This window comes from Streptomyces sp. NPDC052682 (assembly GCF_040678435.1).
GTDB lineage: Bacteria > Actinomycetota > Actinomycetes > Streptomycetales > Streptomycetaceae > Streptomyces.
This window is the reverse complement of the sequence record NZ_JBFATS010000012.1, coordinates 41,220-54,556: the sequence shown is the minus strand read 5'-3', so window position 1 is coordinate 54,556 and position 13,337 is coordinate 41,220. Positions and strand designations below refer to the sequence as shown.

Here is a 13,337-nt window from a genome sequence, read left to right as displayed (position 1 = left end):
AGGGGCGTCGTACGGCCGTGTCCGGCGCGGCCCGCCGGCGTCGCAGGACGCAGCACTCAGTGGTCCGCGCCCAGGAACTGGGTCGCCGCCAGCTCCGCGTACAGCGGGTCGGCGGTCACCAGCGCGCGGTGACTGCCCACGGCCCGGACCCGGCCCGCCTCCATCACCACGATCCGGTCGGCCATCGTCACCGTCGACAGCCGGTGCGCCACCACCAGCACCGTGGTGGTACGGGCCACGTCGGCGACGGTGTCGCGCAGGGCCGCCTCGTTCACCGCGTCCAGCTGCGAGGTCGCCTCGTCGAGGAGCAGCAGCCGGGGGCGGCGCAGCAGGGCGCGGGCGATGGCCACGCGCTGCCGCTCACCGCCCGACAGCTTGGTGCCGCGGTGCCCGACCAGCGTGTCGAGCCCGTCCGGCAGCCGGTCGACCAGGCCGTCCAGGCGGGTCGTCTTCAGCACCCGCGTCAGGGCGTCCTCGCCCGCCTCCGGACGGCCCAGCAGCAGGTTCTCCCGCAGCGAGCCGGACAGTACCGGCGCGTCCTGCTCCACATAGCCGATGGCGGCCCGCAACTGCGGCAGCTCCCAGTCGGCGAGGTCCCGCCCGTCCAGGGTGATCACGCCGGAGTCGGGCTCGTAGAACCGCTCGATGAGGGAGAACACGGTCGTCTTGCCCGCACCGGACGGGCCGACGAAGGCCGTCATGCCCCGGGCGGGCACGCTGAACGTCACGCCGTGATGGACGTACGGCAGGTCCTCGGCGTACCGGAACCGCACGTCCTGGAAGGCGAGGGCGGCGGGTTCCGCGCCCGCAGCGGGCAACGCGGCGGGCGGCGCGGCCGGTTCCGCGGGCAGGCGCAGCGCCTCCTGGATGCGGGCCAGAGCGGCCGAACCCGTCTGGTACTGGGTGATGGCGCCGACGACCTGCTGGATCGGGGACATCAGATAGAACACGAACAGCAGGAACGCGACCAGCGTGCCGACGTCGATGGCTCCCGTGGCCACCCGTGCCCCGCCCACCGCGAGCACCGTGATGAAGGCGACCTGCATCGCCAGCCCCGCCGTGTTGCCCGCCGCCGCCGACCACTTGGCGGCCCGCACGCTCTGCCGCCAGGACTCCTGCGCCGCCTCGTGCAGGATCCGCTCCTCCCGGTGCTCGGCGCCGGACGCCTTCACGGTGCGCAGCGCGCCGAGCACCCGCTCCAGCGAGGCCCCCATCACCCCGACCGCGTCCTGCGCCTGCCGGCTCGCCCGGTTGATGCGCGGCACGATCACGCCGAGCACCGTCCCCGCGCCCAGCACCACCGCCAGCGTCACCCCGAGCAGCACCGGGTCCACCCAGCCCATCATCACCAGCGTCGCCACGAGCGTGAGACCGCCGGTGCCGAGCCCGACCAGCGAGTCGGTGGTGACCTCCCGCAGCAGGGTCGTGTCGGAGGTGATCCGGGCCATCAGGTCGCCGGGCTCGGTGCGGTCCACGGCGGTGATCCGCAGCCGCAGCAGATACGACGACAGGGCGCGCCGCGCGCCGAGCACCACCGACTCGGCGGTGCGCCGCAGGACGTACGACCCCAGGGCGCCCAGCGCCGCGTTGGCCACCACCAGGCCCGTCATCGCCAGCAGCGCGCCGGTGATGGCGCGGTCGTGCGCCAGGTCGTCGATCAGGTCCCGGGCCACCAGCGGCAGCATCAGCCCGGTCGCGCCCGTGACCAGCGAGAGCACGGCCCCGGCCAGCAGGGAGCTGCGGTGCGGCCGTACGTAGGACAGCAGCAGCCGCCAGGCGGGCCGGTCGGTGTCCGTCGCTGCGATGCTCACATCTCTCCTTCTGGGGGCCGGGCGGAGCCCTCAGGCTACGTCGGCGGCGGTGGGCGGGACCCGCGCTTTCCGGCTCTCACCACGGTTCAAGGGCCCTTACCGATCAGTCACGCGTAGGGTCGGGGCGAGGGACACCGGCCGACGAAGGAGTCAGCACCATGGCGCAGGAAGTACGGGGTGTGATCGCACCGGGCAAGGACCAGCCGGTACGGATCGAGACGATCGTGGTGCCCGACCCGGGACCGGGTGAGGCGGTGGTGCGGGTGCAGGCCTGCGGGGTGTGCCACACCGACCTGCACTACAAGCAGGGCGGCATCAGCGACGACTTCCCCTTCCTGCTGGGGCACGAGGCCGCGGGTGTCGTGGAGTCGGTCGGCGACGGGGTCACCGACGTGGCGCCGGGCGACTTCGTGATCCTCAACTGGCGTGCGGTGTGCGGAAAGTGCCGGGCGTGCCTGCGCGGCCGGCCCTGGTACTGCTTCGACACCCACAACGCCGGACAGAAGATGACCCTCACCGACGGCACCGAACTGTCCCCGGCCCTGGGCATCGGCGCGTTCGCGGACAAGACGCTGGTGGCGGCCGGGCAGTGCACCAAGGTCGACCCGGCGGTCTCCCCGCAGGCGGCCGGGCTGCTGGGCTGCGGGGTCATGGCCGGCATCGGCGCGGCGATCAACACCGGCAACGTGGGCCGGGGCGACTCGGTGGCGGTGATCGGCTGCGGCGGCGTCGGTGACGCGGCGATCGCCGGGTCGTACCTGGCCGGCGCGGCGAAGATCATCGCCGTGGACATCGACGACCGGAAACTGGCCACCGCCCGCAAGATGGGGGCCACGCACACGGTCAACGCGCGCGAGAGCGACCCGGTCGAGGCGATCTGTGAGCTGACCGGCGGGTTCGGCGCCGACGTCGTCATCGAGGCGGTCGGCCGCCCGGAGACCTACCGGCAGGCCTTCTACGCCCGCGACCTGGCCGGCACCGTCGTCCTGGTCGGCGTGCCGACCCCGGAGATGAGGCTAGAGCTGCCGCTGCTGGACGTCTTCGGCCGCGGCGGGGCACTGAAGTCGTCCTGGTACGGCGACTGCCTGCCCTCCCGCGACTTCCCCCTGCTCGTCGACCTGCACCTGCAGGGCCGCCTGGATCTGGAGGCGTTCGTCACCGAGACCATCGCACTGGACGAGGTGGAGAAGGCGTTCGAGCGGATGCACGCGGGCGACGTCCTGCGCTCGGTGGTGGTGCTGTGATGACCGCGCGCATCGAACGCCTCGTCACCTCCGGCCAGTTCACCCTGGACGGCGGCACCTGGGACGTGGAGAACAACGTGTGGCTCGTCGGCGACGACCACGAGGTGATCGTCATCGACGCCGCCCACGACGCCGCCGCCGTCGCCGCCGCCGTCGGCAACCGGCGGCTGACGGCCATCGTGTGCACCCACGCCCACAACGACCACATCAACGCCGCACCCGCCCTCGCGGAGCGCACCGGCGCCGCCATCTGGCTGCACCGCGACGACCTGCCGCTGTGGAAGCAGACCCATCCCGGCCGCGAGCCCGACGCCTGGCTGGCCGACGGCCAGGTGATCGAGGCCGCCGGCGCGCACCTGCGCATCCTGCACACCCCCGGGCACGCGCCGGGCGCGGTCTGCCTGTACGACCCGGGCCTGGCCACCGTCTTCACCGGGGACACCCTCTTCCAGGGCGGCCCCGGCGCCACCGGCCGCTCCTACTCCCACTTCCCGACCCTCATCGACTCCCTGCGCGACCGGCTGCTCACCCTGCCGCCCGAGACGAAGGTCCTCACCGGCCACGGCGACGCCACGACCATCGGCGCCGAGGCGCCCCACCTTCAGGAGTGGATCGACCGGGGACACTGACCGCCGGGCGAAAGCCCCTTCAAAAGGCGACAGAAGATGTCCGGCTTTCCCGCCATCCTCGAAGCGACACACAGCGAAGGGAAGGCAGGACATGCCGGAACAGTCACTGAAGGACAAGGTCGCCCTGGTCGCCGGGGCGACCCGGGGAGCCGGGCGGGGGATCGCGGTGGAGCTCGGCGCGGCCGGCGCCACGGTCTACGTCACCGGCCGCACCACCCGCGCCCGGCGCTCCGAGTACGACCGCCCCGAGACCATCGAGGACACCGCCGACCTGGTCACCGAAGCCGGCGGCCAGGGCATCGCGGTCCCCACCGACCACCTCGACCCGGCGCAGGTGCGCGCCCTGGTGGACCGGATCGACCGTGAGCAGGGCCGTCTCGACGTCCTGGTCAACGACATCTGGGGCGGCGAGAAGCTGTTCGCCTTCGACACCCCGGTCTGGGAACACGACCTCGACCAGGGGCTCCGGCTGCTGCGGCTCGGCGTCGAGACCCACGCCGTCACCAGCCACCTGGCCCTGCCCCTGCTCCTGCGCCGCCCCGGCGGCCTGGTGGTCGAGGTCACCGACGGCACCGCCGACTACAACCGCGACCACTACCGGGTCTCCTTCTTCTACGACCTCGCCAAGGCCTGTGTCCTGCGCATGGCCTTCGCCCTCGGCCACGAGCTGGGACCGCGCGGCGCCACGGCCGTCGCCCTGACCCCAGGCTGGCTCCGCTCGGAGATGATGCTCGACCACTTCGGGGTCCGCGAGGACAACTGGCGTGACGCCCTCGAAGACGTCCCGCACTTCGCCATCTCGGAGACCCCGCGCTACGTGGGCCGGGCGGTGACCGCCCTGGCCGCCGACCCGGACGTGGCCCGCTGGAACGGGCAGTCCCTCTCCAGCGGCGGACTGGCCCGGGTGTACGGCTTCACCGACCTCGACGGCAGCCGCCCCGACGCCTGGCGCTACCTCCCCGAGATCCAGGACGCGGGCAAGCCGGCCGACGTGACCGGCTACCGGTAAGGGCACGAATGTCACCGTTGTGTCGCAGCCCGGCCCTTCCTACAACCGAACGCGCCGCCGGCCTGTCTAGCAGGCAGAGACCCACACGGAACACACAGGGAGAGGCCGGCCATGGGGGACGTACGCAGAAGGGGTGCCATCGCACTCGGCATCACCGCACTGGTGGCACCGCTCACACTCGCGCTCGGCGCCGCACCGGCGCAGGCGGCGAGCTGCACCACACAGACCGGCCCGTACCAGAAGCAGGTGGAGAAGTTCCTCGGCCGCCCGGTCGACGGCAAGCAGTCCGCCGCCGACTGCAAGGCCATCAAGGCCTTCCAGACCAAGCACGGCATCACGCCGAACATCGGCTACGCGGGGTCGGTCACCTGGGGCGTGATGGACCTGATGAACAAGCAGAAGGCCGTGGGGAAGAACCCCAACAAGGACGGCAAGTGCCCGGTGAACAAGGGCCGGATCGCCTGTGTGAACCTCACCCTGCAGCTGAGCTGGATCCAGGACGGCGAGAAGCTGGTCTACGGTCCGGTCCCGGTGCGCACCGGCCGGGACGGGTACGAGACCCGCACCGGCCTGAAGAAGATCTACTGGCGGGACATCGACCACGTCTCGAACATCTACCACGTGCCGATGCCCTACAGCCAGTTCTTCGACGGCGGCCAGGCCTTCCACTCGGTCGGCGTCAGCATGTGGAACCCGCCGGGCTCGCACGGCTGCGTCAACATGACCAAGACCGACGCCAAGAAGTACTGGTCGCTGCTGAAGAAGGGCGACGACGTCTTCGTGTACGGCCGCAAGCCGGGCACCTGAGGGGGGAGGGGGGTGCCCGGCCGCGGCCGGCACCGGAGGGGTCAGGCCTCCGGCGCGTCTCCGAAGTCCGGGATCTCCAGCCGGACACCACCCTGCCGCGCGGACTCGTGGGCGATGATGCCCGGCAGGGTGTAGCGGGCCGCCACCCAGGCGTTGACCGACGGCAGGGTGCGGGTGTTGACCGCGGTCACGAAGTCGTCCACCAGGAAGTGGTGGCTGCCCTCGTGCCCGTTGTGCAGATGGTCGAACTCGCGGGGCAGCCGCGAGCGGTCGTGCACCGGCGCCGATCCGGAGGTGAACGCGGCCCGCAGCTCCTCGGCGATGTGCTGAAGCGAGGGATCGTCGGGGGACAGGGTGGGCTTGGGCTCCAGCAGCTCGCTGATGTCCTCGACCCCGTTCTTGTCCTGCCACAGGGCGACCGTGGCGAGCTGCTCCATGCTCGCCTCGGTCCCGAAGAACCGGAAACGCGACTCCCGGATCTGCGACGGGTAGCCGACCCGCCGGAACTCGTTGGTACGGAACGACCCGCCGCCCGCCACCTCGAACAGTGCGGTGGCGTTGGAGAAGTCGTTGTCGAACTGGCTGACCGCCCTGTCGAAGACCCCGTCGCCGCGGTCGTCGACCACGCCGATCGCGGACACGCTCACCGCGTGCGTCTGCCAGGCGCCCAGCACACCGCCGACCGAGTGCGTCGGGTACAGCAGCGGGGGATAGCTGGCGGTGGCCTTCCAGTTCTCCCCGCCGCTGTACTGGTAGGCCTCGTAGAAGCCGAGGTCCATGTCGTGGACGTAGTCGCCCTCGGCGTAGAACAGCCGCCCGAAGGCGCCCTTGGCGATCTGGTCGCGGGCGTACACCGTCGCCGGGTTGTACTGGCTGGTCTCGCCCATCATGTACGTCAGCCCGGTCGCCTTGACCGCGTCGATGATCGCCGCGATCTCCTCGGTGGTGATCGCCATGGGGACGGCGGAGTACACGTGCTTGCCCGCGTGCAGGCCCTGGAGGACCAGCGGCCCGTGCGTCCAGCGCTGGGTGAAGATCGCGACCGCGTCGATCTCCGGGGACTCCAGCATCGCCTCGTAGGAGGGGAACGTGCCCGCCAGCCCCTGCGACGCGGCCAGGCGTTCGGCCCGTTCGGGCAGCAGGTCGGTGACGTAGACGGCGCGGACGCCGGGGTGGGCCTGGAACAGCGTGGCGAACTGGCCGGAGAACTGGCCGGCGCCGACGATGCCGAGCGAGAACGTCATGGAACGCGTGCCCTTCACTGGTGGGGAGATCACTGGGACAGGATCAGGTTGATCTGGTCGTTGGTCTGGTCGAGGCTGCTCACGGGCTTGCCGTTGCCGTAGATGTCCTGCATGGCCGGCGTCATCAGCGCGGTCACGTCGGCCGCGTAGTCCGTGATCGGGTATGTGAAGGTCCGGAAGTCCTTCTTGTCGGCGACCGGCCGGGTGAAGGCCGTGACGTCGATGCCCTTCTTGCGGTAGGCGGCGATCGCGGCCCGGGTGCCTTCCGGGGTGGCCGGGAAGACGATGCCGTACCGGCCCACCGTCTTCTGGCACTGGTCGGACGACAGGTACTTCACCCACTTGACCGCGCCCGGCTTGTTGCGGGCGTTCTTGGTGATCGAGTCGGCGAGGCCGTTCATCATCGTCCCCCGCTTGCCGCTGGGGCCGGCCGGCGTGAACGCGGTGCCGATCTTGACGTCCTTGAAGCCGTAGTACGTGGAGATCATCCAGGCGCCGTCGAAGGCCATCGCGGCCCTGCCGGAGGCCACCTGCGCGTTCGCCTGGTTGGCGCCGCCGCTGTAGGCCGTCAGCGGGGCGAGGTAGCCCTTCTTCGCCAGGCCGAAGTACCACTTGATCGTGGACTGGAAGGTCGTGCTGTCGTACTGGTACTTCGTGCCCCACCGTGCCTTGTCGGTGTAGTTCCAGCCGGTGGAGCCGGTGAACGGGCTCCACTGGGTCTGCCCGTCGCCGTAGCCGGCCCCGTTGGTGGCCAGGCCGTACACCTTGACGTGGTTCTTGTCGAAGCCGGGCTCGTCACCGCGGCGGCCCTTGGCGTCGATGGTGAGGTGGGCGATCGCCTTCTCGAAGCTGCCGCCGTCCTTCGGGTTCCAGTCCAGGCTGTTGAGCTCGTCGGGGGTGAGCCCGGCCTGGTCGGTCATCTTCTTGTTGTAGAAGAGGGCGACCGTGTCCCAGTCCTTCGGGGCGCCGTAGCGGTGGCCGTCCTGGGCGATCCAGTTGTCGGCCAGCCCCTTCTGGTAGTCGGCGGGGTCGATCCCGAGGCCGTCCAGCGGCTCGAGCACCTTCAGGTCGGCGAACTGGCCGAACTTCTGGATGTGGTCGGTGAACACATCCGGTTCGGTGCCCGCGATGAAGCTCGCGGTCAGCTTGGTCCAGTAGTCGTCCCAGCCCAGCTGGGTGATGCGGACCTTCAGGCCCGGGTTCTCCTTCTCGAAGCCCTTGGCGCAGGCCTGGTAGGCGGGCAGCTGGTTGGCGTCCCACAGCCAGTACGTCACCGTGTCCGACCCGCTGCCCGGGGCGCCGTTGCCGTTGGCGCACCCGGTCAGGGACAGCGCCAGCGCACCCGACAGCGCGACGATCGTACGCATTCGCATGTCCGTCCCCTCACTTGATCCCGGTGAAGCCGATGGAGCTGACGATCCGGCGGGCGAAGCAGGCGAAGAGCACCAGCATCGGCAGCGCGGCGATCAGCGTCGCCGCCATCAGGCCGGACCAGTCGTAGCCGCTCTGCGGTGTCTGCGCGCGGAAGATGGCCAGGGCCACGGTGAGCACCCGCGAGCTGTCGCTGTAGGAGACCATCAGCGGCCAGAAGTAGTCGTTCCAGGACGTGATGTACGTCAGCACGCCCAGCGTCAGGACCGGGGTGGACGCCATCGGCAGCATCACCGTGAAGAAGACCCGGATCTTCCCGGCGCCGTCCAGCAGCGCCGCTTCCTCCACCTCGCGGGGGATGTTCATGAAGAACTGCCGCAGGAAGAACACCGCGAACGGCGTCATGAACATCGTCGGCAGCGCGATGCCCAGCAGGCTGTCCACCAGGCCGAGTTCCTTGATGAGCACGAAGTTCGGCAGCAGCGTGAAGATGGACGGCACCATCAGGCCGGCCAGGAACAGCGCGAACACCTTGTCCCGGCCGCGCCAGCGCAGCCGTGCGAAGGCGTACGCGGCCATCGCGGAGAAGAACACCTGGCAGACGGTGATCAGGGTGGAGACGACCACCGAGTTGAGCAGGTAGCGCCAGAACTTCAGCCCGCCGCCCGCACCGCCCTGGGCGATCGCCTCGGCGGTGGACTGCAGGCCCAGGGCCCGCTCGAAGCCCCCGAGGGTGAGGTCCACGGGCAGCGGGTCGCCGGGGTGCGCGGCGAGCGCGGGGTTGGTGGACAGCGCGGTGCGCAGGATCCAGTAGAAGGGCAGCAGCGTCACGAGGACGATCGCGCCCATCACCGTCCAGGCGGCGATCCGGCCGGCGGACGGCCCGCGCCGTACGCGCGCGGGGGTCGTGGTGGTGGCCACGGCAGCCATGTCGGTCAACTCCCTTCCGTCAGCCGAGGTCGGTCCGGCCGGCCCGGGTGAGCCGGTACTGGAGGATCGTGATCGCGGTCAGGACGACCAGCAGGGCGACCGACATCGCCGAGGCGTAGCCGAACTGGAAGCGGCCGAAGGCGGCGCCGTAGATGTAGTACTGGAGCACGTTGGTGGCGTTGGCCGGACCGCCCTGGGTGGTCACGGCGACCGTGTCGAACACCTGGAACGAACCGATCACCGTCATGATCAGCACGACCGCCAGCACCGGACGCAGCAGCGGCAGCGTGATCCGCCAGAACATCCGCCACTCGCTCGCGCCGTCCACCTTCGCCGCCTCGTACATGTCGTTCGGGATGGCCTGCAGACCGGCGAAGAGCAGCAGCGCGGTGTAGCCGACGTGCCGCCACACGTTGATCAGGGCGATGGTCGGGACGGCCCAGTGCTCGTCGGCGAGGAACGGGATGTGGTCGAAGCCGAGCGCTCCGATGATCTCGTTGCCGATGCCGAGCTGGGTGTCGAGGATCCAGAGGAAGACGATGCCCGCGACGACGTTCGACAGCAGGTACGGGGCGAGGACGATCCCGCGCAGCACCGCCGACTGCGACAGCCGCTGGAGCAGGACCGCGATGGCGAGCGCCGCGACCGTCTGCACCCCGATGTTGATCACCACGTACTCGACGGTGACCCCCAGCGAGTTCCAGAAGATGGGGTCGTTGACCATGCGGACGTAGTTGTCCAGGCCCACCCACTCGGCGGGGGTCAGCAGGTTGTAGCGGGTGAAGGAGAGATAGATGCCCCGCAGCGTCGGCCAGAGCAGGAACACGAGGAAGCCCAGCATCGCCGGCGCCACGAACAGCGCGGCGAGACGGCCGTCCCCCCGCCCTTCACGGGCTTTGGCCCGGCGTGTCCTCGGTACCGTCAGGGCTCCCTCCGCGCCGCTGAGCGGCAGACTCGGCGGAGGGCTGCTGGAGGCGATGGTCATCGGAGACTCCCTCGTCTGCGGCGGCTCGACCTGGTGGGCACTTACTTTTGGCGCGAAACAATCCCCGCGTCAAGAGGTGGGTGAACTTCTTTTGTCTGACTGAAGCTGCGCCCTACAGTGGTCTTGTTAATTCCGAACCGGAAAAAACTGGGGGGTCTGACGCACCATGAGCGCACGAGTCGGCAGCTGGCTGCCGCTGAGCCCGGGCGAACGCGCGGTGGCGATCGAGGTACTTGTCCACGGTCCGCTGTCGCGCGCCGAGCTGGCCCGGCGCCTGGATCTCTCGGCGGGCAGCCTGACCCGCCTCACCAAGCCGCTGCTGGAGTCGGGACTGCTCGTGGAGGTGCCCGACAACGGAGCCACGGGCGGCGCCCGCCAGGGCCGCCCCTCGCAGCCCCTGGACGTCGTAGCCGACTCCCTCTCCTTCCTCGGCTTCAAGATCACCGAGGACATGGTCTACGGCGTCGTCACCACCCTGCGCAGCGAGATCGTGGCCCGCCACGACCGGCCCCTGACCACCCACGAGCCGGCCCGAGTCGCCGACCTGCTCGCGGAGATGACCGGCGAACTGGTCCGCGACCATCCGCGCCTGGCCGGGGTCGGCATCGGCGTGGGCGGCCTCGTCGAGGACCGTGCCGTGGTCGCCGAGTCACCCTTCCTGCGGTGGAAGGACGTCCCGCTCGCCCGCCTCGTCGAGGAACGCACCGCACTGCCGGTGGTCGTCGAGAACGACGTCGCCGCCCTCGTCGAGGCCGAGACCTGGTTCGGCGCCGGGCGCGGCCTGGAGCGCTTCGTCGTCCTGACCATCGGCGCCGGCATCGGCTACGGGCTGGTGCTCGGCGGCAAGCGGGTGCCCAGCGCCGAGGAGGACCGCGGCTTCGGCCGCCACTGGATCCTCGATCCCAACGGCCCGCTCACCCCCGACGGCCAGCGCGGCAGCGCCGTCTCGCTGCTCACCATCCCCAACATCCGCTACCAGATCCACGCCGCGACCGGCCGTGACCTGCCCTATGAGGAGATCCTCGCCCGCGCCGCCGCCGGCGACCCCATGCCCGCCCGGGTGATCGACGAGGCCGCCCGGGCCCTGGGCACCCTGGTCGCCCAGATCGCCAACTTCGCCATGCCGCAGAAGATCCTCCTGGCCGGGGAGGGCGTCGGTCTGATGGACGTGGCCGGCAAGACGGTCGAGGAGACCATCCGCGTCAACCGGCACCCCCTGGCCGCGCCGGTCGGGCTGGAGACCAAGGTGTCCGACTTTCACGACTGGGCGCGCGGCGCGGCCGTGCTGGCGATCCAGGTCCTGGTGCTCGGGACGGCCGAGGCGTGAGCGGGCAGGTGTGAACTGTCCCACGTTGACAGGCAGAGGGACGTGATCAGCGACACTGTCCGGAATGTCCGCTTAGCTCGTGATTACTCACGCCACCTTCACTCGGGGGGCCGTAAGATTCACACCATGTCCACCACTGTTGAGCCCTCTTCCGAGCGATCGGCTGACGAGGTCAACGAGGAGATCCGGGCCCTGTGGCTCCGGTCGGGCGGGACACTGAGCAGCGAGCAGCGCGAGGAGTACCAGCGACTCGTCCTGGAGTGGGCCGCCGCCCTTCCGCAGCCGGTGAAGGTCGCCTGAGCACCTCGTAGTCCGGCCGGCGCATCGCCGACCCGTCCTCGGGCACCCCGATCCGACGGGTGCCCTTCTCACACGCCACCCCCGTCGTCCCCGCGCACGCCGTGCACGGGGACGCGCCTGCTGACCGCGCACCGGCCATGGCCGGCCGTCGTCGGGCTCCTGTCCCCCCCCGGCCCGGCCCGCCCGGTCAGCCCCAGGTCGCCGAGTAGTACTGGCGGTACGCCTTGCGGTCCTGCTCCGCGCGGATCCACCGGGTGGCCACCAGCGCGACGAGACTGCCCGCGATGACCAGCAGGCCGGGGCCGATGTTGCGGGGGTCGGCCAGCCGGGACAGCAGGGTGGCCGAGTCCGTGCCGCCCACCGGCGCCGAGGAGCCGGGGCCCGCGGTGCCCGGCGCGGCGGCGCCCTGGTCAGCGGTGGCCGAGGGGGCGGGGGAGGACCCGCCGCTCGTCCCGGCCCGCGGCGCGGACACGATCAGCTTCATGCCCAGCTCGCGCAGCGCCTCCGTCACCGGCTGGAAGTACGTCGTACCGCCCGCCGTGCAGTCCCCGCTGCCGCCCGAGGTCACGCCGAGCGCGACACCCTCGGAGAACAACGGGCCGCCGCTGTCGCCGGGTTCGGCACACACGTTGGTCTCGATGAGCCCGCTGACGGTGCCCTCCGGGTAGTTCACCGTCGCGTTGAGCGCGGTCACCTGCCCGTCGCGCAGCCCGGTGGTGCTGCCGCTGCGGAACACCTGCCGGCCCACGGTCGCATCGGCCACGCCCGTGATCCGTACGCCCTTGCCGTCGCCGACCGCGACCACGTCGGCACCCGCGCCCGCCCGGCCGCTGTCGTACTTGACCAACGAGTAGTCATTGCCCGGGAAGCTGCGCCGGACCGTCGTACCCACCTGGTTGCGCGCCTGGTTGTCGGAGAACCAGACGGACCCCTCGGGTCCGCAGTGCCCGGCCGTGAGGATGAAGTCGCTTCGCCCGTCGGTCACGTTGAACCCCGCCGAGCAGCGCCCGGCGGTGGACAGGATGGGCTGGGCCCCGTTCACGTGGGGCCTGAACGTGCCCTCCGTGCGCTCCATGCGCACAAAGCCGCCGATCCCCTTCGCGACCTTCGTCAGCCGGGACCAGTCGGCCGCGGAGACGGTGCTGTCGCCCCGCACCACCACCTCGTTGGTCCGGTAGTCCATGGCCCAGGCCGTGCCCGCCACCCGGGGCGCCGAACGCAGCGTCGCCGCGGCCGACTTCAGATCCCGCATGCTGTGGCGCACCTTCTTCGCCCGGGCGCCCGCGGCGCGGACCTCCGCGGCGGCCTTGTCGTCGGTGACCGCCACCACCGGCCGGCCGTCGTCGTCGACCCAGCTGCCCGCCGTACGGGTGGTGCCGAGCCGTTCCACCAGCTCTGCGCCGGTGTCACCGGCCGCGCGGGCGGAGGTGTAGGGGACGGCGGACACGACGGGAGGAGGCTCGCTCGCCACCGCGCGGGTGACCATCGCTCCTCCGAGAAGGAGTCCGCCGACGGCCGCCAGCCGTGTCACTCGCCGGACGACCCGTCGTCGTGCGTGCCTCATGCATGACTCCTGAACTTCACCGGCACGGCGGCACCGCCGCGGGGCTCTGCCTGAGTTGAGCGCCGTCCTTCCATACGGGGCCGGAGGCGCGGGTGTTCACCGCAGGGCCGATCTCG

General features: G+C 70.9%; 12 protein-coding genes. 6 read left to right on the top strand and 6 right to left on the bottom strand.

The genetic code is table 11. From position 1 onward, the window contains the following. Nucleotides 1–56: 56 nt before the first annotated feature. On the bottom strand, nt 57–1,811 hold the full coding sequence (locus tag AB0K80_RS20280) for an ABC transporter ATP-binding protein (RefSeq protein ID WP_365671497.1): 1,755 nt from the start codon (nt 1,809–1,811) through the stop codon (nt 57–59). 158 nt (nt 1,812–1,969) lie between these two features. Between AB0K80_RS20280 and AB0K80_RS20275 the strand changes: the two genes are divergently transcribed. From AB0K80_RS20275 to AB0K80_RS20260, 4 genes are all read left to right on the top strand, one after another. Next, on the top strand, nt 1,970–3,055 hold the full coding sequence (locus AB0K80_RS20275; RefSeq protein ID WP_365671495.1) for an S-(hydroxymethyl)mycothiol dehydrogenase: 1,086 nt from the start codon (nt 1,970–1,972) through the stop codon (nt 3,053–3,055). Then, entirely contained in the window at nt 3,055–3,684 is a 630-nt protein-coding gene (locus tag AB0K80_RS20270) for an MBL fold metallo-hydrolase (protein WP_365671493.1), read from the top strand. Before AB0K80_RS20275 ends, AB0K80_RS20270 begins: the two co-directional genes overlap by 1 nt. A gap of 91 nt (nt 3,685–3,775) precedes the next feature. Beyond that, the gene (locus AB0K80_RS20265) at nt 3,776–4,693 is read left to right on the top strand and encodes an SDR family oxidoreductase (RefSeq protein ID WP_365671492.1); all 918 of its coding nucleotides are present in this window, start codon (nt 3,776–3,778) and stop codon (nt 4,691–4,693) included. 111 nt (nt 4,694–4,804) lie between these two features. Continuing rightward, nucleotides 4,805–5,500, top strand: a complete 696-nt coding sequence (locus tag AB0K80_RS20260; protein ID WP_365671490.1) for a L,D-transpeptidase — start codon at nt 4,805–4,807, stop codon at nt 5,498–5,500. 41 nt (nt 5,501–5,541) lie between these two features. Here AB0K80_RS20260 and AB0K80_RS20255 read toward each other — a convergent pair whose 3' ends face one another. The 4 genes from AB0K80_RS20255 to AB0K80_RS20240 are packed head-to-tail and all read right to left on the bottom strand — an operon-like array spanning nt 5,542 to nt 10,030. Next, a complete protein-coding gene (locus tag AB0K80_RS20255; protein ID WP_365671489.1) occupies nt 5,542–6,744 on the bottom strand; it encodes a Gfo/Idh/MocA family oxidoreductase in 1,203 nt (400 codons plus the stop codon). Nucleotides 6,745–6,773: 29 nt separating this feature from the next. Then, the gene (locus AB0K80_RS20250; RefSeq protein ID WP_365671487.1) at nt 6,774–8,117 is read right to left on the bottom strand and encodes a sugar ABC transporter substrate-binding protein; all 1,344 of its coding nucleotides are present in this window, start codon (nt 8,115–8,117) and stop codon (nt 6,774–6,776) included. 10 nt (nt 8,118–8,127) lie between these two features. Beyond that, nucleotides 8,128–9,045 (bottom strand): carbohydrate ABC transporter permease, encoded by a 918-nt coding sequence (locus AB0K80_RS20245; protein WP_365671485.1) that lies wholly within the window; start codon nt 9,043–9,045, stop codon nt 8,128–8,130. 19 nt (nt 9,046–9,064) lie between these two features. Continuing rightward, on the bottom strand, nt 9,065–10,030 hold the full coding sequence (locus AB0K80_RS20240; protein WP_365671483.1) for a sugar ABC transporter permease: 966 nt from the start codon (nt 10,028–10,030) through the stop codon (nt 9,065–9,067). Nucleotides 10,031–10,196: 166 nt separating this feature from the next. Between AB0K80_RS20240 and AB0K80_RS20235 the strand changes: the two genes are divergently transcribed. Both AB0K80_RS20235 and AB0K80_RS20230 read left to right on the top strand, forming a co-directional pair. Beyond that, entirely contained in the window at nt 10,197–11,357 is a 1,161-nt protein-coding gene (locus AB0K80_RS20235; protein ID WP_365671481.1) for an ROK family transcriptional regulator, read from the top strand. Nucleotides 11,358–11,483: 126 nt separating this feature from the next. Continuing rightward, nucleotides 11,484–11,657 (top strand): hypothetical protein, encoded by a 174-nt coding sequence (locus tag AB0K80_RS20230; protein WP_365671479.1) that lies wholly within the window; start codon nt 11,484–11,486, stop codon nt 11,655–11,657. A 187-nt stretch (nt 11,658–11,844) separates the two neighbouring features. Here AB0K80_RS20230 and AB0K80_RS20225 read toward each other — a convergent pair whose 3' ends face one another. Continuing rightward, complete coding sequence (locus AB0K80_RS20225; RefSeq protein WP_365671477.1) at nt 11,845–13,221, bottom strand: S1 family peptidase; 1,377 nt, start codon at nt 13,219–13,221, stop codon at nt 11,845–11,847. Nucleotides 13,222–13,337: the final 116 nt, after the last annotated feature.